General features: G+C 60.0%; 18 protein-coding genes. 7 read left to right on the top strand and 11 right to left on the bottom strand.

Going from position 1 to position 25,155, the window contains the following annotated elements; translation table 11 throughout:
• The first annotated feature begins 24 nt into the window (after positions 1 to 24).
• From GF108_RS13685 to GF108_RS13670, 4 genes are read left to right on the top strand one after another with little or no spacing between them, the layout of a single operon-like run.
• A complete protein-coding gene (locus GF108_RS13685; RefSeq protein WP_153668428.1) occupies positions 25 to 1,032 on the top strand; it encodes a MoxR family ATPase in 1,008 nt (335 codons plus the stop codon).
• Positions 1,032 to 1,949 (top strand): DUF58 domain-containing protein, encoded by a 918-nt coding sequence (locus GF108_RS13680; protein WP_153668427.1) that lies wholly within the window; start codon positions 1,032 to 1,034, stop codon positions 1,947 to 1,949. The genes GF108_RS13685 and GF108_RS13680 overlap by 1 nt, the downstream gene beginning before the upstream one ends.
• Positions 1,946 to 4,771: a DUF4159 domain-containing protein gene (locus GF108_RS13675; protein WP_153668426.1), complete on the top strand. Its 2,826-nt coding sequence runs from the start codon at positions 1,946 to 1,948 to the stop codon at positions 4,769 to 4,771. The genes GF108_RS13680 and GF108_RS13675 overlap by 4 nt, the downstream gene beginning before the upstream one ends.
• A gap of 8 nt (positions 4,772 to 4,779) precedes the next feature.
• Positions 4,780 to 6,855 carry a hypothetical protein gene (locus GF108_RS13670; RefSeq protein ID WP_153669441.1) on the top strand — a complete coding sequence of 692 codons (2,076 nt, stop codon included), beginning with the start codon at positions 4,780 to 4,782 and terminating at the stop codon, positions 6,853 to 6,855.
• Between the two features lie 2 nt (positions 6,856 to 6,857).
• Here GF108_RS13670 and GF108_RS13665 read toward each other — a convergent pair whose 3' ends face one another.
• On the bottom strand, positions 6,858 to 7,370 hold the full coding sequence (locus GF108_RS13665) for a GNAT family N-acetyltransferase (RefSeq protein WP_153668425.1): 513 nt from the start codon (positions 7,368 to 7,370) through the stop codon (positions 6,858 to 6,860).
• Between the two features lie 286 nt (positions 7,371 to 7,656).
• Between GF108_RS13665 and GF108_RS13660 the strand changes: the two genes are divergently transcribed.
• A complete protein-coding gene (locus tag GF108_RS13660) occupies positions 7,657 to 8,652 on the top strand; it encodes a glutathione S-transferase family protein (RefSeq protein WP_153668424.1) in 996 nt (331 codons plus the stop codon).
• Between the two features lie 5 nt (positions 8,653 to 8,657).
• Here GF108_RS13660 and GF108_RS13655 read toward each other — a convergent pair whose 3' ends face one another.
• Positions 8,658 to 9,128, bottom strand: coding sequence for an NUDIX domain-containing protein (locus tag GF108_RS13655; RefSeq protein WP_153668423.1), 471 nt, complete (start codon positions 9,126 to 9,128; stop codon positions 8,658 to 8,660).
• A 117-nt stretch (positions 9,129 to 9,245) separates the two neighbouring features.
• Here GF108_RS13655 and GF108_RS13650 point away from each other — a divergent pair, with 117 nt between their 5' ends.
• On the top strand, positions 9,246 to 10,175 hold the full coding sequence (locus tag GF108_RS13650; RefSeq protein ID WP_153668422.1) for a metallophosphoesterase: 930 nt from the start codon (positions 9,246 to 9,248) through the stop codon (positions 10,173 to 10,175).
• A gap of 3 nt (positions 10,176 to 10,178) precedes the next feature.
• On the opposite strand, the gene GF108_RS13645 is transcribed toward GF108_RS13650, so the two are convergent.
• From GF108_RS13645 to putA, 8 genes are all read right to left on the bottom strand, one after another.
• Positions 10,179 to 10,793, bottom strand: a complete 615-nt coding sequence (locus GF108_RS13645; RefSeq protein WP_172982642.1) for a hypothetical protein — start codon at positions 10,791 to 10,793, stop codon at positions 10,179 to 10,181.
• A gap of 128 nt (positions 10,794 to 10,921) precedes the next feature.
• Positions 10,922 to 12,628: a 2-isopropylmalate synthase gene (leuA, locus tag GF108_RS13640; protein WP_172982641.1), complete on the bottom strand. Its 1,707-nt coding sequence runs from the start codon at positions 12,626 to 12,628 to the stop codon at positions 10,922 to 10,924.
• Positions 12,629 to 12,930: 302 nt separating this feature from the next.
• Positions 12,931 to 13,878 (bottom strand): alpha/beta hydrolase, encoded by a 948-nt coding sequence (locus GF108_RS13635; RefSeq protein WP_246663954.1) that lies wholly within the window; start codon positions 13,876 to 13,878, stop codon positions 12,931 to 12,933.
• A gap of 287 nt (positions 13,879 to 14,165) precedes the next feature.
• Positions 14,166 to 14,747: an NUDIX domain-containing protein gene (locus tag GF108_RS13630; protein ID WP_153668421.1), complete on the bottom strand. Its 582-nt coding sequence runs from the start codon at positions 14,745 to 14,747 to the stop codon at positions 14,166 to 14,168.
• Between the two features lie 29 nt (positions 14,748 to 14,776).
• On the bottom strand, positions 14,777 to 15,685 hold the full coding sequence (locus tag GF108_RS13625) for a cation diffusion facilitator family transporter (protein WP_027233464.1): 909 nt from the start codon (positions 15,683 to 15,685) through the stop codon (positions 14,777 to 14,779).
• Between the two features lie 31 nt (positions 15,686 to 15,716).
• Positions 15,717 to 17,900: an anthranilate synthase gene (locus GF108_RS13620; protein ID WP_153668420.1), complete on the bottom strand. Its 2,184-nt coding sequence runs from the start codon at positions 17,898 to 17,900 to the stop codon at positions 15,717 to 15,719.
• Between the two features lie 231 nt (positions 17,901 to 18,131).
• Complete coding sequence (locus tag GF108_RS13615) at positions 18,132 to 19,811, bottom strand: formate--tetrahydrofolate ligase (RefSeq protein WP_153668419.1); 1,680 nt, start codon at positions 19,809 to 19,811, stop codon at positions 18,132 to 18,134.
• Positions 19,812 to 19,910: 99 nt separating this feature from the next.
• Entirely contained in the window at positions 19,911 to 23,003 is a 3,093-nt protein-coding gene (gene putA / locus GF108_RS13610) for a bifunctional proline dehydrogenase/L-glutamate gamma-semialdehyde dehydrogenase PutA (RefSeq protein WP_153668418.1), read from the bottom strand.
• A 109-nt stretch (positions 23,004 to 23,112) separates the two neighbouring features.
• Here putA and GF108_RS13605 point away from each other — a divergent pair, with 109 nt between their 5' ends.
• Positions 23,113 to 23,574 carry an Lrp/AsnC ligand binding domain-containing protein gene (locus tag GF108_RS13605; protein ID WP_153668417.1) on the top strand — a complete coding sequence of 154 codons (462 nt, stop codon included), beginning with the start codon at positions 23,113 to 23,115 and terminating at the stop codon, positions 23,572 to 23,574.
• Between the two features lie 338 nt (positions 23,575 to 23,912).
• Here GF108_RS13605 and GF108_RS13600 read toward each other — a convergent pair whose 3' ends face one another.
• Positions 23,913 to 25,034: a DUF2333 family protein gene (locus GF108_RS13600; protein ID WP_153668416.1), complete on the bottom strand. Its 1,122-nt coding sequence runs from the start codon at positions 25,032 to 25,034 to the stop codon at positions 23,913 to 23,915.
• Between the last annotated feature and the right edge of the window lie 121 nt (positions 25,035 to 25,155).

The following is a 25,155-nucleotide window of genomic DNA, read 5'->3' as shown; positions in this document are numbered from 1 at the left end:
ATATACCAGCGGCGAGGTAAATCGATGACGATGATTAAACCAGAGGTGGCGTCCGATCCAAAGGCGATGGTCGCCGAGGCCGAGAAAGCGCTGGCCGATATCGCCAAGATCAGGAACGGCATCGGGACTGTCATCTTCGGCCAGGAGAGCGTCGTCGAGCGCACCCTCGTCGCCCTTCTTGCCGGCGGACACGCCTTGCTCGTCGGTGTTCCCGGCCTTGCCAAGACCAAGCTGGTCGAGACGCTCGGAACCGTGCTTGGACTGGACGACCGCCGCATCCAGTTCACGCCGGATCTGATGCCGTCCGACATTCTCGGCTCCGAGATCATGGAGCAGGACGACAACGGCAAGCGCTACTTCCGTTATGTCAAAGGTCCGATCTTCGCCCAGCTTCTCATGGCCGACGAAATCAACCGCGCCTCGCCGCGTACCCAGTCGGCGCTGCTCCAGGCCATGCAGGAATATCACGTGACTGTCGCCGGCGAACGGCACGACCTGCCACGCCCCTTCCACGTGCTCGCGACCCAGAACCCGCTGGAGCAGGAAGGCACCTATCCGCTTCCCGAGGCTCAGCTCGACCGCTTCCTGATGCAGATCGACATTCTTTACCCCGAGCTCGAAGCGGAGCGCCGCGTGCTGCTTGAGACCACGGGGACCTCCGAGGCTTCCGCGGCTCGGGTGATCGACGCCGAACGTCTTCTCGAGATGCAGCAATTGATCCGCCGCATGCCGGTTCCCGAAGGCGTGGTGGACGCCATTTTGACTCTCGTCCGCTCGGCGCGCCCCGGCGCCGACAACGACATTGCCAGGAAGTTCATCTCCTGGGGACCGGGTCCCCGCGCCAGCCAGGCGCTGATGCTCTGCGCCCGCGCCCGCGCCCTTTATGACGGCCGTCTCGCCCCATCGGTCGATGATATCAAGGCGCTCGCCGAACCTGTCCTCCAGCACCGCATGGCCTTGACGTTTGCGGCCCGCGCCGATGGCATGAACGTGCGCGATGTGATCGCAAATGTGACCAAGGTTGCCCTCTGATGGCAGCAATCGGCACGCAAGTCCGGCGAACCGAGACAGGCGACGCGCTTGCGCGCGCCCGTCAACGTGCCGCCTTGCTGCCGGACCTCCTCGTCGAGGTCCATCGCATTTTGAATACGGTGAATACCGGTTGGCACGGTCGTCGCAAGAGCGGCGTTGGTGAGAGCTTCTGGCAATTTCGCCCCTACACTGACGGCGAGGCCGTCTCGCGCATCGATTGGCGCAGGTCCGCCCGCGATGATCGCACCTACATCCGCGACCAGGAGTGGGAGGCGGCCCACACCGTCTGGCTTTGGGCCGATCCTTCGCCATCGATGCTGTTCAAATCCGAACAGGCCCAGGTCTCGAAGGAGTCGCGCGCGCTGGTAATGGTGCTCGCATTGACGGAATTGCTCTCGCGCAGTGGCGAACGCATTGCCTATCCCGATATTTCCGACCCATCCTCGGCACGCAATGGCGCCGAGCGCCTGGCAACCCTCCTCTCCCACGCCGCCAACTTGCCGGCCAAGCCTGATCTCGACAGGGTGCGCCGTTTCTCGGATGTGGTGCTGGTCAGCGATTTCCTGGAGCCGGTCGAAGAAACGCTCGAAACCCTGCAGAAGCTCGCTCATGTCGGCGCGCGCGCGCATCTCATTGAGATCTACGATCCGGCCGAGGAAGACTTTCCCTACAGGCGCCGCACCGAATTTGTCGACCCCGAGACGGGCGCTTCACTCACTTTCGGACGGGCCGAGGACTATGCCAGCGATTATCGCAATCTGTTTTATGCCCGCCGCGAGACCTTGAGCGCCTATTGCAAGCGCATCGGCTGGAGCTACACAATCAATCGCACTGATCGCCTCGCTTCCGAGGCGCTTGTGACGGTGCATATGAACATGACCGCCAAGATCGGCTATCAAGGCGGAGGCGTCGCATGAATGCGCTTCCCCTCGCCTTTGGCGCTCCGGCGATTCTTGCAGGATTGATCGCCCTTCCGGTCATCTGGTGGCTGCTTCGGGTGACGCCACCCCGTCCGATACGCGAAATCTTTCCGCCCTTGAGGATCCTGGCTCAACTCCTCAAAAAGGAAGAGACGCCGAACAAGAGCCCGTGGTGGCTGACGCTGCTGCGGCTCCTGCTTGCAACCCTCGTCATCCTTGCCTTGTCGGAGCCGGTGTGGAACCCACGTCCGGAAACGCTCACCGGCAAGGAACCTGTCGCGATCGTTCTCGACAATGGCTGGTCCTCGAATGAGGAATGGCCGGCGCGCAAGGAGACCGCGGAACGCCTTATCGGCGATGCGGCTAATTCGGGCGCACTGATCTACATTCTCGGGACGGCCGAACGAGCGAACACGGATATCGGACCATTCGACGCGACCACCGCGCTCGAGCGCGTGCGCGCCTTGAACGTGCGGCCGATCCCGGTCGATCGTGCGGCCGCATTCGCCCGGTTGAAAACCGCGCTTGCTGACGTTTCAGGAACCCGCATCGCCTATCTCAATGACGGTATAGATACGCCAGCTGCCGATGCTGCGTTGAAATCGCTGCAGGATGCAAAAATCGCATCGATGATCTGGTATCAGCCATCGATCAGCACCATCTCCGCCATCCGCCAGGCCGAAAACAGTGCAAATGGACTGACGGTCCATGCGGTGCGACCGAGCAATGACCGTGGACAGGGCGCAGTCACCATCGGCGCCTTCGATGAAAAGGGCCGGCGCATCGCCGAGACCGGTCTGGTTTTCTCCGCAGGAGAAGCGACAGGGCAAGCGGTCATCAATGCGCCGTACGAGCTGCGCAACGATTTTCACACGCTGCGCATCGACGGGACGGCGCAAGCCGGTGCGACTTTCCTCATCGACGACAATAACAAGCGCCGCCGCGTTGCGTTGCTTTCAGGATCGGATGCGGATCTGTCGCAGCCCCTGCTTTCTCCGCTCTACTACATTTCAAGGGCGCTTGAGCCCTTTGCCGATCTCCTGCGGCCACGCAATGCCGAACTCGTGCGCGCCGTTCCAGAATTGCTCGAACAAAAGCCATCGGTCGTGATCATGGCGGATATCGGCAAATTGCCGCCCGATACCGAGCGCCTGCTTTCCGACTGGGTCAATAATGGCGGCACACTGATCCGCTTCGCCGGCCCCCGCCTTGCCGGCAGCGACGAAGATCCCCTGCTTCCGGTCACGCTGCGCAAGGGCGAGCGCTCGCTTGGCGGCGCCCTTTCCTGGAAAGAATCGCAGCCAGTCGCGGCGTTCCCGGACAACGGTCCCTTTGCCGGTCTGCCGACCCCGCAGGACGTGACGGTAACGCGGCAGGTCCTCGCCGAGCCGTCCTCGGACCTTTATGACAAGAGCTGGGCCAACCTCGCCGACGGGACACCGCTTGTTACCGGTGAAACGCGACAGCGTGGACAGCTGGTGCTGTTTCATGTCACGCCCGAGGCGACCTGGTCGAATTTGCCGATCAGCGGCAGCTTCGTCGATATGCTGCACCGCCTTGTTGCCCTTTCGCGCAATGCAGGTCCGGCAGCAAATGGCAACGGCGCCAGCGCGTCCCGGGCCTTGCCGCCCTACCTCATCCTCAATGCCGAGGGCGGGCTCATGCCGCCCACAGGTGACGCAAAGCCATTGATCACCAAGCCAGGTGAAACACCGCAGGTGAGTTTCGACAATCCTCCCGGCTTCTACGGAGTGGAAGACGCGATGTCGGCACTCAACCTTTTCCGGCCCGATGGGGAGATCAAGCCGCTGGCCCGACCCGATATGTCATTTCCGGTCACCACGGCGCGTTACGCCGTCGACGAATCGCTGCCGCTGCGCGGCCCGCTCTTCGCGCTGGCAGCATTGCTGCTGATCGCCGATGCTCTGGCTATACTCTGGCTCGGAGGCCATCTGCGCCGCCGCTATCGCACGGTGGCTGCCTCGCTCGCGATCTTGCTCATACCCGTTCTCTTTGCGATCGCTCCTTCGCCTGCGCATGCGCAGCAAAACGACAGCAAGCCCGGCGACGAGGCCATCATCGAGGCGGTAAACGCCACCCATCTTGCCTATGTGATCACCGGTGACAGTGCGGTCGACGATATCAGCAGGGCCGGTCTTGCCGGGCTCTCGCGGGCGCTCGCCGACAGCACGGCGCTGGAGCCTGGCGAGCCGGTCGGCGTCAATCCGGCAACGGACGAGCTTGCCTTCTATCCGCTCATCTACTGGCCGGTTGATGCGGCTGCGCGCATGCCATCGCCTGAAGCCATCGCCAAGATCGACGCCTATATGCAGCAGGGTGGAACCGTGCTCTTCGACACGCGCGACCAGGATGCGGCGGCTGTGAGTTTCGAGAACGCGACCACGCCCTCGAACCAGCGATTGCGCGATATCCTTGCCGGCCTCAACATTCCGCCGCTCGAGCCGGTGCCCAGCGACCACGTTTTGACCAAGTCCTTCTATATTCTGCAGGATTTCCCCGGCCGCTACCGCGGCAGCCCGCTTTGGGTGCAGGCGTCTCTTTCCACCGAGGCAAGGTCGGACCGGCCCGTGCGCGCAGGCGACGGCGTGACCCCAATCATGATTACCGGCAATGATCTTGCCGGCGCATGGGCTATCGATGCCAGTGGCTCGCCCATGTTTCCGACCATTCCCAACGATCCGATGCAGCGCACCTATGCCTTCCGCACCGGGATCAACATCGTCATGTACATGCTTACCGGCAACTACAAGTCCGATCAGGTGCATGTGCCGGACCTGCTTGAGCGTCTGGGGAATTAGCCATGTACCTGTCGCTCGATTTCCAGCCGCTGCTTTCGACCACACTGCTTGCCATTCTGCTTGTGCCATTGCTCGCCTTGACGCTGGCGGGCATCTATTTTCGCCAACGCGGGAGCCTCCTTCGCCTTGTCGCACTGGCCGCCTTCGCCATGGCCCTCCTCAATCCGATCGTCGTCAATGAGCAGCGCGATCCCTTGAAAAGCGTCGTTGCGGTGATCGCCGACCGCAGCCAGAGCCAGGATCTGGGCAACCGCAGCGCAGATACCGACGCGGCGCTCAAGGAGGTGCAGACCGAGCTTGCACGCCTGCCGCAATTCGAGGTTCGCACGGTCGAGACCGGCCGTGCCAGCGAGAATGATGATGCCACCTCCACCCGTTTGTTCGGGGCATTGAACGGAGCGCTGCGCGATGTGCCGCCTTCGCGCGTCGGCGGAGCGATCATGATCACCGACGGGCAGATCCACGATATTCCGGCCAACCAGGCGGGACTTGGCTTCAATGCTCCCATTCATGGGCTGATCACCGGTGTGCCAAATGAAATCGATCGGCGCATCCAGTTCGTGCGCGCGCCGCGTTTCGGGCTGACAGGAAAGCCGCAGCAGATGACCTATAAGGTCACCGCTTCGGGCGAAGCGCCGGGCGGCAGCGCACGCGTCCATGTGCGTGTCAATGGCAACGAGACCGGCAGCGAAGATGCCATCATCGGCGAGGAAATGCCGCTCGAGGTGACGTTGTCGCGCGCCGGGGTCAATATAGTCGAGATTACCGTGGATCCCATCCCCGGCGAGCTTACGGGCGTCAACAACCGTGCCGTCGCCATGGTTGACGGCATTCGCGAAAATCTGCGGGTGCTGTTGATTTCAGGCGAGCCGCACAATGGCGAGCGGACCTGGCGCAACCTCCTGAAGTCGGACGCGTCCGTCGACCTCGTCCACTTCACCATTCTGCGCCCGCCCGAAAAGCAGGATTCGACGCCGCTTCCGGAACTCGCGCTGATTGCCTTCCCGACGCGCGAACTCTTCGTCGACAAAATCGATCAGTTCGACCTGATCATCTTCGATCGCTACCAGCATCGCGATGTGATGTCGCTGCTCTATTACGACTACATCAATGACTATGTGCAAAAGGGCGGAGCCCTGCTTATTGCAGCCGGTCCGGAATTTGCCGGCCAGATGTCGATTGCGAACACGCCGCTTCTTTCAGTGCTTCCCGCCACGCCAACCGGCAATATTGAGGAAAAGGCCTTTTATCCGCGCCTCAGCGACCAGGGTAAACGTCATCCCGTCACGCGCGGGCTTGAAGGCAGTACGCAGGAACCGCCGGCATGGAGCCGATGGTTCCGTGTGATCGATGTCAATCCACCTGAAGGCTCGGTCATCATGAACGCGGGGGACCGGCCGCTGCTGGTACTTAACCGCATTGGCGATGGCCGGGTCGGCATGTTCCTGTCCGACCAGGGTTGGCTCTGGGCGCGCGGTTTCGAGGGCGGCGGTCCGCATGCCGCGCTCTATCGCCGGATCGCGCATTGGCTAATGAAGGAGCCGGACCTCGAGGAAGAGGCGCTGACGGCAACAGGCAATGGCCGCAATCTCGAAATTCATCGCCAGACGATGCAAAAAACGGCTGAGCCCGCCAATATCATCACGCCGTCGGGCAAGACGCGATCGGTTCCGCTGACGGAAACCGAGCCCGGCGTCTTTACCGCCTCCGTACCGACCGATGAGATCGGGCTCTACCAGGTTGCCAATGGCGATCTGACGACGCTCGCCCATGTTGGACCCGTCGATGCGCCGGAGTTCACCGACAATGTTTCGACACAGGCAAAACTCGATCCGCTTGCCCGCGAAACCGGCGGAGGGACGCGCCGCCTGCGCGCGGCCGCCAATCAGAGCGACATCGAGGTACCGAACATCATTGCCTCGCGCGGCACGGCAAGCGCCAGCGGCGACAATTGGATCGGCCTGCGCCAGACCAATGAGACGGTGCTGAAGAGCGTCACCCGCCTGCCGCTTTTCTCGGGCTTCCTTGGCCTTGCCGCCATGATGCTTGTGCTTGGCGGCATGTGGTACCGCGAAGGCAGGTAAAGCTACTGGCCTGCCATCGCGGCGTGGATGACCTTGCCTTCCACATCCTGCAAAGCCCTTGGTGCGAGCTCACAAGCGAGGAACCGCGCCGGATCAACCGGCGCCGGCAATACGATCCGGTGGCCGGGTATCTCACGAAATCCAAACGGCGCGTAATAGGGCTCGTCACCAACGAGGATGACGAGCTTGTGTCCGGCAACGCGCGCGGCTTCCATGCTGGTGCGCATAAGCGCTGCGCCGATGCCCTGTTTCTTCCATGCCGGCCGCACGGCGAGCGGGCCGAGAAGCATCGCCGGGGTAGTGCCGATACGGATGGGCGTCAGCCGGACCGACGCGACGACGTGTTCGCCGTTGAGCGCTACGAAGGAGAGGTTGCGATCATGCGGTCCGCCCTCGCGAATGCGATAGGCCGCCCGGGCAAACCGCCCCGGCCCGAAAGCTTCCCGGTTGATGCCTTCGATTGCAGCATCGTGCACCGGTTCTTCCGGCGCGTAGGTCACGACATGGTTCAGCATGTTGGATTTCTTTGAAGAGAGTGGTCGTTCGCCTCGGCAAATATCGCCATTGGCCAGCACAGGAGCGTCCGTCGCACGAGGCGCCGGTTCAGGTTTCATCGTCGGATGATCAGAAGTCCTGCCACAAATCTCTCCTTTTTCGTTCGCCTAACATCAATCTGTCGCGACGTAAACCAAAATCTAAAGCCCACTGTCGAAGAGTTACGCTCTGTTCACCACCCGGGGGCTGAATTAACAATCCTGCAGCGCCAGCTATAGGCTCAGTAACCAATGGAGATTTGAAACGATGGGTTTGTTGATCGACGGCGCATGGCAGGACAAGTGGTACGACACCAAGGAGAGCGGCGGACGCTTTATTCGCACTGAATCGCAATTTCGCAACTGGGTGACAGCCGATGGAAGCGCCGGACCGTCCGGCCACGGCGGCTTCAAGGCCGAGCCGGGACGCTACCATCTATATGTATCATATGCCTGTCCCTGGGCGCATCGCACGCTGATCTTCCGCGCGCTGAAGCACCTCGAGGATGTCATTTCCGTATCGGTGGTCGACCACTTCATGGGTGCTGAAGGCTGGACGTTCCTTGAACGGGATGGCGCGACTGGTGACCAGCTTTTCGGCTACGACTATCTGCATCAGGTCTACACGCGGGCCGATCCCAAATATTCGGGCCGGGTGACCGTGCCGGTGCTTTGGGACAAGAAGCAGAACACGATTGTCTCAAACGAATCGTCGGAGATCATCCGCATGCTGAATTCGGCATTCGATGCCTTCGGCGATCACTCCCTGGATTTCTACCCGGAGGCGTTGCGACAGGAAATCGATGCCGTAAACGCCCTCGTCTATCCCAACATCAACAACGGCGTCTATCGCGCCGGTTTCGCCACCACGCAGGAGGCCTATGAGGAAGCCTTCACCCAGCTTTTCGGCGCACTCGATCAAATCGAGGCGAAGCTTGCAAAACAGCGCTATCTCACCAGCGACCGCCTGACGGAAGCTGACTGGCGCCTGTTCACGACACTGCTGCGCTTCGATCCGGTCTATGTCGGGCATTTCAAATGCAATCGCCAACGCATCGCGGACTATCCGAACCTGTCGAACTATACGCGTGAACTCTATCAGGTGCCGGGCATCGCGCCGACGGTCAATCTCCTGCATATCAAGGCGCATTATTATGGCAGCCACCGGACAATCAATCCAACCGGCATCATCCCTGTCGGCCCGGCGCTCGATTACGGCGCGCCGAACGATCGCGACCGGTTGAAGGCGTCGGCGTCTGACTGAGGCCGCTACCAGGCGGTCGGAATCTCCGCGCCCTCGAATATTTCGGCAAGGCGCTGCCGGGTTGCAGGCGTCGTGTCCTTGGGCAGGTCGTCGAGGCTGAAGAATCGAGCCTCGGCGATCTCGCGGTTGGGTGTGAAGGGCGCTGTCTGGCGGAACGACCGGCATAGGTAGAGCGCAACATGATCGCGCTTCGACGCATGAGCATTGTGATAGATCGCAAAGAGCTCTGGCCTGCCGGTCAGTTCGATGTTGCCTTCTTCCATGAGTTCCTTCGCGAGTGTCTCTTCCATTGTGTGACCGGTCTCGACCCCGCCGCCCGGAAACTGCCAGCCATGCACATAGGTGTGGCGGATGAGGAAGACCGTACGCGCTTTTTCATCGATGACGACCCCGCGGGCGCCGAGGGTCATGGGGCGTCGCAGCAGGAAATAGGCATGGAGCACACGGTGGCGCCAGGTGGAACGCTTGTCGGACATTCTTTCCTTCTTCAGGTGGAACAGTCTAACCTCGCGACTGTTTTGTTATCGGGTGCGCCGTTCGCGCGAAACGTTCTACCACTGGATTTAGCTGTCATACTCTCCTAAAGCTGAAAAATGTTCCGTCTTGCCCATATCTCAGACATACATTTATCGCCGCTTCCCGCACCGAACTTGCGGGAACTGATCTCCAAGCGCATCACCGGCTATATTAATTGGCGTTCCAACCGCAAGGGAACGATGACCGGCAGCACGCTCGATACGCTCGTTGCCGATATCAAGGCGCACACGCCCGATCACATTGCGGTGACCGGCGACCTCGTCAATCTGGCGCTGGATGAGGAACTGGAGACGGCAGAACGCTGGCTGAGGACGCTGGGCGACCCGGCCAATGTGTCGGTCGTTCCCGGCAATCACGATGCCTATGTGCCCGGCGCGCTGAAGAAGGCACGGCGTCTTTGGCAGCCGTGGATGCGCGGCGATATCGAAGCCGCAGAGAACAAGCCTGTCGAGTTTCCGTATCTTCGCGTACGCGGCGACGTGGCGCTCATTGGAGTCTCCTCGGCCCGCGCGACCGCCCCCTTCATGGCGACGGGCGACATTCGCGAACGCCAGGCGCGCAAGCTCGGCGAGGTTCTCGACGAGACCGGCAAGCGCGGCCTCTTCCGCGTGATCATGATTCATCACCCCCCGGTTCGCGGCGCGGCTCCCTCGCACAAGCGCCTGCTCGGGATCGGTCTCTTTCAGCGAACGGTTGCTGAATACGGCGCTGAACTCGTCCTCCACGGTCATACGCATCTTGCGACGCGCTACACGATAAACGGACCGGACTGGGAAATCCCCGTGGTCTGCGTGCCGGCCGCAAGTCAGGGTTTCGAGCTCGGACAGCACAAACCACCAGCGGGCTTCAACCTTTTTACGATCTCGAAGACCAATGCCGGATGGGAGTGCACCATGGTGGAGCGCGGCATCGTCGATGCGCAAACGACAATCCGCACGATCCGCGAGCACAATCTTAAGGTAGGCAAGGTGCTGGCCGCGATTTGAGGCTCAGTAAGTTGGCTTGATCAGGCTCCAGAGGTAGGCAAGCATGCCACTTGCGCCGATTGTCGCGCCGATAGCAAGGCAGACGATCGCGATCAAGACAACGGTCAACCCGGCAGTCCTCGGCGCGGCGGCAGCCGTAATTTCCGCTGGTCGCGGGATTGCATTTTCGGGGTCGATACTCGGTTCCGTCCGCAAAGAAACCCGCTCGCCTTCCATCAGACGCTTCCGCTCGACGATACGCTCGGCGATATAGGTCGTGACCGCTTCGGAGACGGGCTTCACTTCGGGTGATTCTGCGAGCACGATCCGGCCAAGGCGCGTATCGCGCACGAAACGATAGGTGCGCCGATCGCGCGCCATCATCACATGGGCGGTAGCGTCGATCCAGAGCCGCGGCTGCACTCCCCTGGAAATGGCAAAGTCCCACTGCGGATCGTCGGCAGGCACATCAGCGAAGACCGGCTTCAGATCCTCGGCAAGGATTTCGATTCGCGCCAGATCGGCTTCCTTCATGTCGATGACGACATCGCCGCGATCCGCGGCCGCAATCTGAACACCCCGAATTGCTTCGGCCAGCCGGCGTTCGTCGGTCGTTCTCTTCTCGCGCATTTCATTCATCGGCGTTTTCCGGCAAGGAGGCGATTTTTACCAATCCTTAGCGACAAGTCGCGGCAATTGCATCAAAAACGTACCCTTGCCGCATCGCGTGCCCAGAAATGGGTGAAGGGCCCGAGGGGCCCTTCCATTCATTTGCCGATGATGCGGTTGGCAGCGGATATGATCCCTTCAAGGGATGCCGTCACGATGTTCTTGTTGATCCCCGCGCCGAAGAGCTTGCCGCCCGGATATTCGATTTCCATGTAACTGATGGCAGCTGCGTCGGACCCGTGCTGCAGCGAGTGCTCGGAATAATTCACCACCGACAGCTTGATCCCGAGATAGTGGGACAGTGCATCGATAAAGCCATCCACCGGCCCCGTTCCACGCCCCTCGATCCGTTTCGTTTCGCCGCGATCCGTGATTTCGGCGGAAAGGATACGCATGCCCTTGCGCTCTGTATCGGGATAGGTGTGGTGGTCGACAAACTTCAAACGCGCGTCCGGCTGCTCGACATAGAGTTCCTGGAAGCGGTCGTAGATCCGCTTCGAGGGCATCTCCTTGCCTTCCTCGTCGGTGATGTGCTGGATGTCCTCGCGGAACTCCACCTGCATGCCGCGCGGCAGATTGAGGCCGTAATCGGCCTGAAGGATATAGGCGATGCCACCCTTGCCCGACTGGGAATTGATGCGGATGATCGCCTCGTAGCTGCGGCCCACATCCTGCGGATCGATCGGCAGGTAAGGCACCTCCCACAGGGTCTTGTTGGCCTGCTTGATCGCCTTCATGCCCTTGTTGATCGCGTCCTGATGCGATCCAGAGAAAGCCGTGTAGACCAGTTCGCCGACATAGGGGTGACGTTCGGGAATGATGAGCTGGTTGGAATACTCGTAGACTTCCTTCATGCGGTTTATGTCCGAGCAGTCGATCTCGGGGTCGACGCCTTGCGTGAACATGTTCAAGGCGAGCGTGACGATGTCGACATTGCCAGTCCGCTCGCCATTGCCGAAGAGCGTACCTTCGACGCGGTCGGCGCCAGCCATCAGGCCGAGTTCCGTAGCAGCAATGCCCGTACCGCGATCATTATGCGGATGCAGCGAAATGATCAGGTTCTCGCGATTGTCGAGCTGGCGGCACATCCATTCGATCCGGTCGGCATAGATGTTCGGCGTCGACATTTCGACCGTAGAAGGCAGGTTGATAATCAGCTTGTTGTCCGGCGTCGGCCTGACGATCTCGGTCACCGCATTGCATATCTCCAGTGCGACATCGAGTTCGGTCCCGGTGAAGCTCTCCGGCGAATATTCGAAACGGTAGCCGCCACCGGCTTTGGCAGCCATGTCGGTGATCATCTTGGCAGCATCGGTCGCGATCGATTTGATGCCGTGAACATCCTTGTTGAAGACGACCCGGCGCTGCAATTCGCTGGTCGAATTGTAGAAATGGACGATAGGCTTGTGCGCGCCTTCCAGGGATTCAAACGTACGCGTTATGAGTTCGGGGCGGCACTGGACCAGGACCTGCAGCGACACATCGTCGGAAGCATTTCCCTCCTCGACACACCAGCGGGCAAAATCAAAGTCGGTCTGGGACGCGGAGGGGAACCCGATTTCAATTTCCTTGAAGCCCATGTCGAGCAACAGCGCGAACATACGCACCTTGCGATCATGGCCCATGGGGTCGACCAGCGCCTGGTTGCCGTCGCGCAGATCGACAGAGCACCAGATCGGCGCCTTTTCGATACGTTTTGACGGCCACTGCCTGTTGGTGAGTTCAACGAACGGATAGGGTTCGTACTTGTTGCCGGCATTGGGCATGCCGGCGGTCGGTTTCCTCGGAGCGATCATATCGGTCATTGTGCTTCTCGTTTCCGGCCGGATACGCGACAGTTTCAAGCGATCTCGGCACTTTTTTAAGCGTTACATCGGACTTGTAAAGGGTAAGGAGCAGAAGCCTGGCGGCACTTTCGACCGCCGGACGCTCCTCTCAACGAGCCCGGCGGTCGCCGATAAGGTCGAGGAGAAGCGGAAGGAGGAAGGCGCGGTTCGTCAAGCCCGCAAAAGCGGACAAGGCGAAGGACTTGTGGGTCGGGCGCGTTCTCATGGGCCAGACAAATAAACGACTGTCTGGCCAGATGCAAGGATGAGTTTCGGGCAGATCAGTTCTTTTTGAGCTGGGCCGTCATGCCGGACAGCCATTCGCTGACGACCTTGACGTCTTCCTTGCCGAGGCCATGGTCCGACTTGATCGAACGGGCTTCGACGCGGGCGCCGTGCGAGCGCAGCATGTCTTCGAGCGCCGGCGCATAAGGCGCATAAAGCTGGTCCGTGGCGCCTGAAACCGTCAGGACGCGGGCATTGGCAAGGTTCGCCTCGGTCGATCCAGTCAGAACCGGCATCGAGCGCAACAGCACGGCCTGCTTGACGAGGTCCGGATAAAGCATCATCACCGCGTTGACGAGGTTCGCGCCGTTGGAATAGCCGAGGAAGGTCGTGCGCTTCGGATCGATCTTGTATTGCAGCGCGGCCTGCTTGAAGAAATCGGCAAAGGCCTTCGCCTCGGAGCGGATATCCTTCTGGTCGAAGCTGATCGGGGTGAGACGGCGATACCATCGGTTGGAACCGTCTTGCAATACACGCCCGCGCACGGCGAGGAGCAAAGCATTCGGCGCGATCTTGGCGCCGAAGGAAACGAGGCTCGTTTCATCCTGACCAGAACCATGGAGAAGAACCAGCGTATCGCCGTTCGGCGCGTCGGGACGATAGATGCGGTATTTGAATGGAAGATCGGCGTGAAGCATGCCGTCGCTTTGCGGAATGATTTCACCCTTGATCGCCTTGTTCAAGATCGTGGCCCCACCTGTTGTGAGCGTATTGACCGGCGTCGCCTTGATCTGCATCGCTGGCATAGCCTTGCTTTTTTGCGAGCAGGCATCGGCAGCGGTATTCTTATCGATGTCAGGCGTCGGATCAACCGCGTTCGAACGCACCTCGGCCTTGCCGGATTGCGGTTTCTCACAATCCGCTATCCCGATTGCGTGCGCCGATTGGGCCGCAGCAACAAGTGAAAGGCCTGCAATAAGTGCGTAGAGATACCGTTTACCCATAAGTTAATCCTAAAAGTTAAAGGTTAACCAAGATTGTAAACAGCCGCGGTCGTCCGCTTGGCGCTGCCATGCCTATTGGCGCTCGATTCTCAGAAACTGGAATTGATGCGTCCCGCCAATTTATGTCCCCTGACGTACGCCCCCTGCGTCGCATCAAGATGAATTCGCATTGCTGGGCAATCACTCGCCCAAGCACCTGCTCTATGTCAACATAATTGTAACGAAATCATGACGAACTGAAACAGTCCGTTACATTTTGTTGCGGTCGTGCATCGATTTCCGGCAATTTAGCCGATCAAGCCCCTGAGCTTGACATGCTGGAGCAGCATGACGGTCTTGGCATCGACGATCTCATGGCGCTCAACCCGGGCAAGCGCATCATCGAGGCTCATCTCGAGAACTTCGATGTCCTCCCCTTCGCCCTCGTGCCCGCCGCCATCAGAGATGCGGTCCGAAGCGTCGTAGACGGCGACGAAGAAGACCAGCCGCTCGGTAACGCTGCCAGGGCTCATGAACACGTCGAAGACACGCTCGATGTCGCGCAGGCGATAGCCGAGTTCCTCTTCGGTTTCCTTGCGCGCGGTCGTTTCAGCATCATTGTCGTCGAGAAGCCCGGCGCAGGCTTCGATCAGCATCGGATCGTGTCCCGTCACATAGGCCGGCAGGCGAAACTGCCGGGTGAGCAGCACCGTCCCACGCGATGGATCATAGGGCAACACCACCGCGCCATTGCCGCGATCATAGACTTCGCGCTTGTGCTCTTCGATGCGGCCGTCGCGCCGGGCCATATCGTAGGTATATTTTTTCAGTGTGCCCCAGTTATCAGAAAGGAGTTCGACCGACTTCATGCGCACGGGACTATCGTTCATCGAAACGCTCCTGCAAAGGGATGGAAATATCAGGCAAAGGGGACGGCGGCCGTTCCGATTGGCAGCTTGGCTTCGTCCTCGGGTTCAACATGAATGACGACGCTGGCCTCGGGGATCTGTTCCATAAGGGCATTCTCGATCCTGTCGCAGATCACGTGGGCGTCGCCGACGCTCATCTTGGCATCGACCACAAGATGAAACTCGATGAACGTTACCCGGCCGGCAACGCGGGTCTTCAGGTCGTGAACTTCGAGTGCGCCGCCGGCATTGGCAGAAATGACGTCGCGGATCTGGATCGTCTCTTCAGTCGCGACACCCATATCCATGAGCCCCTGCACCGAATTGCCGATGACATTCCAGCCCTGAAACAGAATATTGACCGCAACGATCACGGCAAGGAGCGGGTCGAGGATCGTCCAGCCGGTGAGAACCGCGCCCACGAGGCCCGCGAACACACCGACCGACGTGACGACGTCGGTCATCAGATGCTTGCCATCGGCAAGGAGCGCCGGCGACTTCGCGATACGTCCGCGATTGATGAGAACGGTCGCCCAGATGGCGTTGATGGCAGAGGCACCGCCGTTGATGGCAAGACCGAGCCACGGCTGGTCGAGCGTCTTCGGCGTCTGCCATGCGAACCAGACCTCGCGCAGGATCAAGAGTGCAGCCACGATGATCAGCGCGCCTTCGAGCACAGCCGAGAAATACTCGGCCTTGTGATGACCGTAAGGGTGATTCCGGTCGGCAGGGATATGGCTGACGCGGATCGCCCACCAGGCAGCCAGGGCCGCAACGACGTTGACGATCGATTCGAGCGCATCGGAATAAAGCGCGACAGAGCCGGTCACATGGTAAGCGACATACTTCAACGCCAGCACAGTGCAGCCGATGATGATCGACCAGAACGCCAGCCGCTGAACTGTAGTTTCTTGGCTCATGCTCAAGCTGCTCGTTGCTTCGCTGCCCGCATCAGGCAGCGCGTTCCTTGGCGCGTCGCGGCAGATGCGCCACGACATTCTCGATCATGCGCATACCAGCATTGTGGCCGAGTGTCATGATGGATTCGGGATGGAATTGCACCGCTGCAATGGGTTCGCTCTTGTGCTCGAACGCCATGATAACACCATCCTCCGTTTCCGCCGTGACGACGAATTCGTCGGGAAGCCGGACCGGATCGGCGAAGATCGAATGGTAACGGCCGACCGTCACTTCCTTCGGCAGGCCCGAGAACACCTTGCCCTGCTTGGTAATGCGGATGCGCGAGGGCTTGCCATGCATCGGCACATGCAACTGTCGCAACGTACCGCCATAGGCTTCCGCCAGCGCTTGAAGGCCTAGGCAGACGCCGAAAATCGGCAGCTCACGTTTGCGCGCCTTCTTGATCGTCGCCTTGCAGTCGAAATCCTCCGGCGTGCCCGGCCCGGGCGAGAGTACGACGAGATCAGGCTTGATCCGGTCAAAAATCTCATCCGGAACCGGGGTTCGCACCGTGGTCACGGTTGCCCCGGTCTGGCGGAAATAATTCGCCAATGTGTGCACGAAGGAATCTTCGTGATCGACGAGCAGGATCTGCAGGCCCTCGCCCACGCGCGCCACGGCGCGCTCCTCGGCAAGAATGTTGGTCTTGTGCGCATCCCGCACCGCAGCGATCATCGCCGAGGCCTTGAGTTCGGTCTCGGCCTCCTCTTCCTCTGGAATGGAATCGAAAAGCAGGGTTGCGCCGGCGCGAACCTGCGCAATGCCATCCTTGATGCGAATGGTGCGCAGCGTCAGGCCCGTATTCATATCGCCGTTGAAGCTGACCATGCCGATGGCCCCGCCATACCACGCGCGCGGGCTGCGCTCGTTCTCTTCGATAAAGCGCATTGCCCAGAGTTTCGGCGCTCCGGTAACCGTTACCGCCCATGCATGCGACAGGAACCCGTCGAACGCATCCATATCCTCGCGCAGACGACCCTCGATGTGGTCGACCGTATGAATGAGGCGGGAATACATCTCGATCTGGCGACGACCGATGACGCGGACCGAGCCCGGCTCGCACACGCGGCTCTTGTCGTTGCGGTCGACGTCCGAGCACATGGTCAACTCGGACTCGTCCTTCTTTGAGTTGAGCAGCTTGATGATCTGCTCGGAATCGGCAATCGCGTCCTCGCCGCGCTTGATCGTGCCCGATATCGGGCATGTCTCGATGCGGCGACCGACCACGCGCACGAACATTTCGGGCGAGGCACCGACCAGGTACTCATTGTCGCCGAGATTGATATAGAACGAGTAAGGCGACGGGTTGATTGCCTTCAGACGCCGCGAAATGACCGACGGCGAGGTTTCGCAGCGTTCATAGAACGTCTGGCCCGGCACCACCTCGAACAGGTCGCCGCGCTTGAAGCTCTCCTTGGCCTTTTTTACGAGTTCGGCATAGTCGCCCGGATTGTGATCGCCCCGGCCCGGTATCGTGGCGGTCGGCTTGAACGGCCTTGACTCGGTTTCGCGGGACAAGCCTTCGGTCGAAAGGCCGTCAAAGGCGTAGTCATAGCGGTCGAGCCATGCCTTGGCCGCATGGTGGTCGACAACCAGAATCTCGTCCGGGAGATAAAGCACGATGTCGCGCTGGTCGTCAGGCCGTTTCAGCTTGTACTGGACCGGATCGAACTGGAAGGCGAGATCATAGCCGAAAGCGCCGTAAAGTCCGAGGCTTGCGTCGTCCTCGGTAAAGAAGAGGCCGACGATGGCACGCAGCACCGTAAAGACTGACGGAATGCGCGAGCGCTCTTCCTCCGTGAAATGACGGGTCGGCAGCGCTATCTCAAGCTCTATCTTTGTGGCACTCGTGGCAGCGACCGATACTTCTTCCAGTGCCGCAACGGTCTTGCCGATGGCAACGATAAGGACCTCGCCGCGCTTGTTCAGCGCCTCGATGGTCATATGCCGGCCATTCGAGGTGATGACAACGGGCGGATCGACGATCGCCGTATCCCAACGTGTATAGCGCCCGGGATACTCGTAATTGGACGAAAAGACCGCGCCGCGGCGCTCGTCCAGGGCATCCACGTAACTGTCGATGGCGCTGGCGTAGGCCGTGCCGATGCGCTGGCGCGATATTGTTATGCCGCCTTTGGTGTCGAAGATTTCGACGTCGCCCTCAATTCTATGCATCTTGTTCTCCGTCTCGTTGCATTTGGCCTTGGGGGCTTCTGGCGATAAACAAAAAGGCCGCCCGGAAAACCCGTTGCGGCCCTGTTCCCTTTACGCATGCAAAAGGCTGTGCGGCCGCTAAGAGCGGAGCCACCACCAACCAGTGTTGTTAACGTGCGTATTCATGCGCTGATTGTTAGCGGCAGCCGAGGCTGCTTGCAACTGCAAAAACGCGAGGGCTTTCGCGGATTGTCAGAAGAGCCCCTCGATCAATCCGTCTTCATTGAGATGGATACGTTCGGCGGAGGGCGATTTCGGCAATCCCGGCATGGTCATGATCTCACCGCAGATGGCGACGACGAAGCCGGCGCCGGCAGCAAGGCGGACCTCGCGCACATGCACAACGTGATTGACCGGCGCGCCCCTGAGATGGGGATTGGTCGAAAAGGAGTATTGGGTCTTGGCCATGCACACCGGCAGATTGCCATAGCCCGCGTCTTCCCATTGCCGGAGTTGGTCGCGCACGCTCGAATCCGCATCGGCCTCGGCACCCCGGTAAATGCGTTTGACGATGGTTTCGATCTTGTCGAAAAGTGGGAGTTCATCCTCGTAGAGCGGCGAGAACTGCGCCGATCCGCTTTCTGCAAGTGCGACGACCTTGTGCGCCAGTTCCTCGATGCCGGCCGAGCCTTCGGCCCAGTGGCGGCAAAGCACAGCCTCGGCGCCGTGGGCGGCGACGAAGGCCTTCAGCGCATCGATCTCGCCTTGTGTGTCGGCGGTGAAATGATTGATGGCGACAACGACGGGCACACCGAATTGCCTGACATTCTCCATATGCCGTCCGAGATTGGCACAGCCCGCCTTGACGGCTGAAATGTTTTCCCGGCCGAGATCCTCGCGGGCAATGCCGCCATGCATTTTCATCGCCCGGACGGTTGCGACAATGACGGCGGCAGCAGGTTTCAAGCCGGCCTTGCGGCACTTGATATCAAAGAATTTCTCGGCCCCGAGATCGGCACCAAAACCGGCTTCGGTCACCACATAATCGGCAAGCTTCAAGGCCGTCGTCGTCGCGACCACTGAATTGCAGCCATGGGCGATATTGGCAAAGGGACCGCCATGCACGAAAGCGGGGTTGTTCTCCAGGGTCTGCACGAGGTTCGGCTGCATCGCATCTTTCAGAAGCACGGCCATGGCCTTGTCCGCCTGGAGATCGCGCGCATAGACCGGCGTCTTGTTGAAGCGATAGCCGATTATGATCTCGCCGAGGCGCTGTTCGAGATCAGCAAGGTCGGTGGCGAGGCAGAGGATGGCCATGACCTCCGAGGCGACGGTGATATCGAAGCCGGACTCGCGCGGAAACCCGTTGGCAACACCGCCGAGCGACGTCGCAATGTCGCGCAGGGCGCGGTCGTTCATGTCCATCACCCGACGCCAGGTGATGCGGCGCGTATCGAGATTAAGCTCGTTGCCCCAATAGACATGATTGTCGATCATCGCCGCGAGGAGGTTATGCGCAGCGGTGATCGCATGGAAATCGCCGGTAAAGTGCAGGTTTATGTCTTCCATGGGAATGACCTGCGCATAGCCGCCGCCTGCCGCACCTCCCTTCGTGCCAAAACAAGGGCCGAGCGACGCTTCGCGGATACAGACGATCGCCTTCTTGCCGACGCGGTTCAAACCGTCGCCGAGCCCGACTGTCGTCGTGGTCTTGCCCTCGCCTGCGGGTGTCGGGCTGACGGCCGTTACCAGAATAAGCTTGCCATTCTTGTCCCCCCGCTTGGAGCGAATGAATTCTGCCGAAAGCTTGGCCTTGTCATAGCCGTAGGGAGCCAGGTGCTCGGGTGGAATGCCTATCTTCGCACCGATCTCCACGACCGGCTTTTTTGCGGCGTGACGGGCAATCTCAATATCGGATTTGACGACAGGCATCGCATTCCCCCCATATTGCTATTCATCAAATAGCATTCCGGGAAGAAAATGGGGATAGGCAGATCGGACTATCCCCATTGGCATCGATTTTGCCGCCGCCTATTCGCCCATGGCGATCAGGCTGGCATTACCGCCGGCCGCGGCAGTATTGACGGAAACGACCTGTTCAAGCGCAAAACGTGCGAGATAGGCGGGGCCGCCAGCCTTTGGCCCGGTACCGGAGAGACCGGACCCGCCGAAGGGCTGCGTACCGACGACGGCGCCGATTGTGTTGCGATTCACGTAGACGTTGCCGACGTCGAGCCGGTCCACGACCTTGTTCACGGTGGACTCGATGCGGGTGTGCAAGCCGAAGGTCAGGCCATAGCCCGTCGATGCAATCTGGTCGAGCACCTTGTCGAGGTCCTTGGCCTTCCAGCGCACGACGTGAAGCACAGGTCCAAAAACCTCGCGCTCCAGCACTTCCGCCCGATCGAGCTCGACAATATGCGGCGCAAAGAACAGCCCGTCATTCGGGACTTCGCCGGCATAATGCACCTTCTGGCTCTTGCGCATGGCCGCTATGTGATCGCGCAGCATCTTGCGCTGGTCGTCATCGATAATCGGCCCGATATCCGTCGAAGGCAAAGACGGATCGCCAACGGTAAGCTCCTTGGCTGCGCCCTCGATCATCTCGAGCATATTGTCGGCGATGTCCTCCTGGAGATAGAGGATGCGCAGTGCGGAACAACGCTGGCCGGCCGACCGGAAAGCCGACATCACCACGTCATCGGTGACCTGCTCCGACAGGGCCGTGGCGTCGACGATCATGGCATTGAGCCCGCCGGTCTCGGCGATGAGCGGAACGATCGGCCCCTTCTTGGCGGCAAGGGCGCGGTTGATAGCCCAGGCGGTATCGGTCGAACCCGTAAACGCAACGCCGGCAATCTCGGCGTGCGAGGTCAAGGCCGCGCCGACCGAGCCATCGCCCGGCACATAGAGCACGGCGTCCTTCGGCACGCCGGCTTCGTGCAGGATGCGAACTGCCTCATAGGCGATCAGCGGCGTCTGCTCAGGAGGCTTGGCAATGACACTATTGCCCGCGGCCAGCGCTGCGGTTACCTGGCCGAGGAAGATCGCCAGCGGGAAATTCCACGGGCTGATGCAGACGAATGCGCCCCGTCCGCGATGACGAAGCTTGTTGTCTTCGCCGGTCGGTCCCGGCATGACCTTGTCGGCACCGAATTGTCGGCGCGCTTCGGCGGCATAGTAGCGGCAGAAATCCACTGCCTCGCGAATTTCGGCAATGCCGTCATCAATTGTCTTGCCTGCCTCGCGCGAAAGCAGATCGAGCAGGTGATCCCGGTTGTCCTCAAGCAGGTCGCCGGCCCGCTCCAGCATCTTCGCACGCGCGTCGACGGCAACCCGCGACCATGCGGAAAAACCCTTGCGCGCAATCGTAACAGCTTTTCCGGCCTCTTCTGCGGTGGCAAACACGACCGAGCCGACCTTCGCGCCGTTGACAGGCGAGATCACATCCTGCGCCTTGCCCGAAGGCTTCAACCCATCGATGAGCGGGACGGCGTTTACCGGGCGCGATGCCTTGGCGATCCCGCCGAGTAGCGCCGCAAGTTCCGTGCGCACGCCGAGTTCGACGCCGGCCGAATTGGCACGCTTGCCATAGATTTTTGGCGGCAACGGAATGTTGGGATGTCGGTACCCCTTGCCGTCATTGAGCTTTTCTGCCGGACGGACGAGGAGATCGGCAATCGGAATGTCATTGTCGCCCACGACCGAAACGAAGGAAGAGTTGGCACCATTCTCGAGGAGGCGGCGCACAAGATAGGCAAGGAGATCGCGATAGCCGCCAACCGGCGCGTATATCCGGCAGGCGATCTTGTCGCCCTTTTCGGTGATCTGCTTGTAAAGGCTTTCACCCATTCCGTGCAGGCGCTGGAACTCGAAACCGGTCTTGTCGTCACCGGCCATTTCCAGAATCATCGCGACCGTCAGTGCATTATGGGTAGCAAATTGCGGGAAGAGCCGCGGTCGCGCGGCCAGCATCCGCTTGGCGCAGGCAAGATAAGACGCATCTGTCGCCGGCTTGCGCGTAAACACAGGGTAGTCGGCGAGCCCGCGTTCCTGCGCACGCTTCACCTCCGTATCCCAATAGGCGCCCTTGACCAGGCGCACCATCATCTTGCGGCCGTGCCGGGCCGCGAGGTGGTCTACATGCTCGATAACGTCGAGCGCCCGCTTCTGGTAGGCCTGGATGGCGAGCCCGAATCCGTCCCAACCTGCGAGAGAGGGATCGCCGAAAACCCGGTCGATCACATCGAGCGAAAGTTCGAGCCGGTCAGCTTCTTCGGCGTCAACGGTGAAATTCAGATCGTAGGACTTCGCTTTTTGCGCCAGCGCCAGCAGGTCAGGCACGAGTTCAGCCATTACCTGGTCGTGGTGGGTGGCGAGGTAGCGCGGGTGCAGCGCGGAAAGCTTGACCGAGATGCCCATGCGGTCGGGAAGCTTCTTGTTGCCGGTCGCGCGGCCGATGGCCTCGATCGCATCGGCATATGACTTGAAATAGCCGCGTGCGTCTTTCCGGGTGCGCGCGCCCTCGCCCAGCATGTCGAACGAGTGGCGGTAGCCTTTCGCCTCGTTGGTGCTGGCGCGTTTGAGGGCATCCTTGATGGTTTCGCCGAGAACGAAGTGGTGGCCGAGATAGCGCATCGCCTGCTTGGTTGCGGTACGAACAGTCGGCAAGCCGATGCGCTTGACCAGCGATGAGATGACGCCTTCCGGCGTCTCGCCCGGCTTGATGACCTTGGCGGAGAGACCCAGCGCCCAGGCGGAAGCCGAGACAAACCAGGTGTCGCCGCTCGGCTCGTGTTCGGACCAATGGCCCTGCTTAAGCTTGTCCTCGATCAGTTTGTCCTGGGTCGCGGCGTCGGGAACCCTCAGCAGCGCTTCGGCGAGAACCATCAATGCCAGCCCCTCGCGGGTCGACAGGCCGTATTCCCGCAGGAAATCCTCGACCCCGCCAATGCCGCGCGCTTCCTTGCGGATAGTGGCGATATACCTGCTGGCGCGTGCGTCGATACGGCGGTTAACATCCTCCGGCAGCGCAATTGTCTTCAGAAGGCTGGCGACGAGTTCCTGGTCGTCGACCGCGTAGGGCGCGGAAAAATCATCGGTTGTGGGCATTTGAACGGTCATCATGGTCCCCTTATTGATTTTTCCCATATAATCTATTCTACTTGGTCATTCTCACCAATGAGTGACACATATTTGATGAAAAAGACCAAAAACGAGGTATAATTTAGTGATGAAGAATCTGGATAGCCTGGATCGCAGGATCTTGCGCGAGTTGCAGAAGGACGGCCGCCTTTCCAACACCGAGCTTTCCGAGCGTATCAGCCTATCGCAAACGGCCACAACCGAACGGGTAAAGCGTCTGACTCGCGATGGCTATATCCTTGGCTATACGGCAAAATTGTCGCCCAAAAAGCTCGATCGCGCAATGCTGGTCTTTGTCGAAATCAAGCTCGACCGCACGACCCCGGACGTATTTGCTACCTTTGCCGCCGCCACGCGCCGCAACCCCGATGTAATGGAGTGCCATATGGTCGCCGGCGGCTTCGATTATTTGATCAAGGCCCGCGTCGCCGACATGGAGCACTACCGGCGGTTTCTGTCCGATGCCCTTCTTTCTTTGCTTGGAGTGCGCGAAACGCACACCTACGCGGTTATGGAAGAGGTGAAGGAATCGTCGGCCTTGCCGGTCTGAATCCTCAACCGCCTACCTTACGACGCACAACCGCGCATGCGTGGTGAACGCGGACGATTTGCGCCATGACTTGAGCGTTGAAGGCAGAAGCACCCGCGCCGGGCCAGCGGCGTATCGGACAGGATAGGCTTTTCCGACTGAGGCAACAGCCTTGCCGTCAAACTTGGAGGTGTATGCTCATGCGGAGTTTGCCGTTTAGCATCACCCTGGTCATGAAAAGGATCCGGAATCGCTGGCAAGTGACAATCCGGATCCAATTCAACTAACCAGGAAAGAGGGTGGGCGAAAGTTCGCCCTCACTCCAGCATCAAATATAGCAATTTACCAAGCCAAGTCCACTACTGCTGCAGCACCTGCTTTATGTCGATAAGGTTTGAGCGCACCCGCAGGATGTAGAAACCCATCGTCGTCAGATGGTTCGGCAACAGCCAGCCGCCCTCGCTGCCATTGGCGATGATCCACGGCTTGATGTTGAGCGCCGATCGCAATTGTCCGTCCATGCCGTCCCAGAGCGGTGCCAGATGCTTTTCCTGCAGAACCTGGTTGAAATCGACCTGTGCCGCATTCATGAGACCGTAATAGGCATAGAGTTGCCCGTAGGCGAACCAGAAGCGGTCGTCGGCGCGGAAATCGAACCAGCCGTAATTATTGTTTTCGGACCTGTCCTTGAGAATGGCCGAAGTTCCGCCAATGTCGTTGGCGATGCGGTCGATGAACTGGATAAGATTGTCGGCGCGCGCATCGAAGATGGCATTGCAACTCTCAAGCTTGGAATTGAACGTGCGCAGGTCGCGTACGGCCGAGCGATAATAACTCGGCGTCGGCGTCTTCGGACCGAATGGATTGAGGCCGAAATACCAGGAATCTTCCGCAAACTGCAGGTTGCCGCGGGCCTTCTGCAGGTCGCCATCAATCTGCGACGTGCCGCGGATACGGCCGAGCGTGTCGACGAGTTCGACTGCGGTACGCCGCACCGCACTGTTGATGCCGCGCTGGAACGACGCCTTGTTGTCCATGAACGGCGTATCATCCCAATCCTTACCGAAAAAGCCGAGCTTGTAGAGCAGCATGGATGATATCCATCCATTCTGGTTCACGTTGAAATCGGTGAGATCGGCCGTCACTTCGACGATGGCGGAACGTGCGCAGGTCTTTGCGCCGGTCGCAGCCGCCTGCGCTATTGGCTCGCCCGCGGGGACGTTGCGGTTCTTGAAATCATAGACATTGACATAGTCGGGATTGAAATTGGTCCAGACCTGCGTGTTGTAGAAGAAATAGCCGTAGAGCCCCAGCCAGACCAGGACCAGAACGCCAAGCACAGCCTTTAGAATAAGGCCGCGCTGACCATACCATTTGCCGATCCAGATGAAGGGCCAGAGGATCAGACTGATCAGAAAACCGATCCCACGCCCGATATAATAAAACAAACGGCTGAAAAAATTGATCACGGGCTCGAGCATCCTGTTTCCTCGTTACTGTTCAAGTCCATAGAGCCGTTTGTCCAGCCCCTCAGGCTTCTCACATAAGCGGTTTTGAAGGTGCGGACAATGTTGCGTTGCGAATTAACACCGCTGCCACGAG

It is taken from the genome of Phyllobacterium sp. SYP-B3895 (assembly GCF_009647635.1).
GTDB lineage: Bacteria > Pseudomonadota > Alphaproteobacteria > Rhizobiales > Rhizobiaceae > Phyllobacterium > Phyllobacterium pellucidum.
The sequence above is the reverse complement of the archived record's forward strand: the minus strand, read 5'-3'. Positions and strand labels throughout refer to the sequence as shown.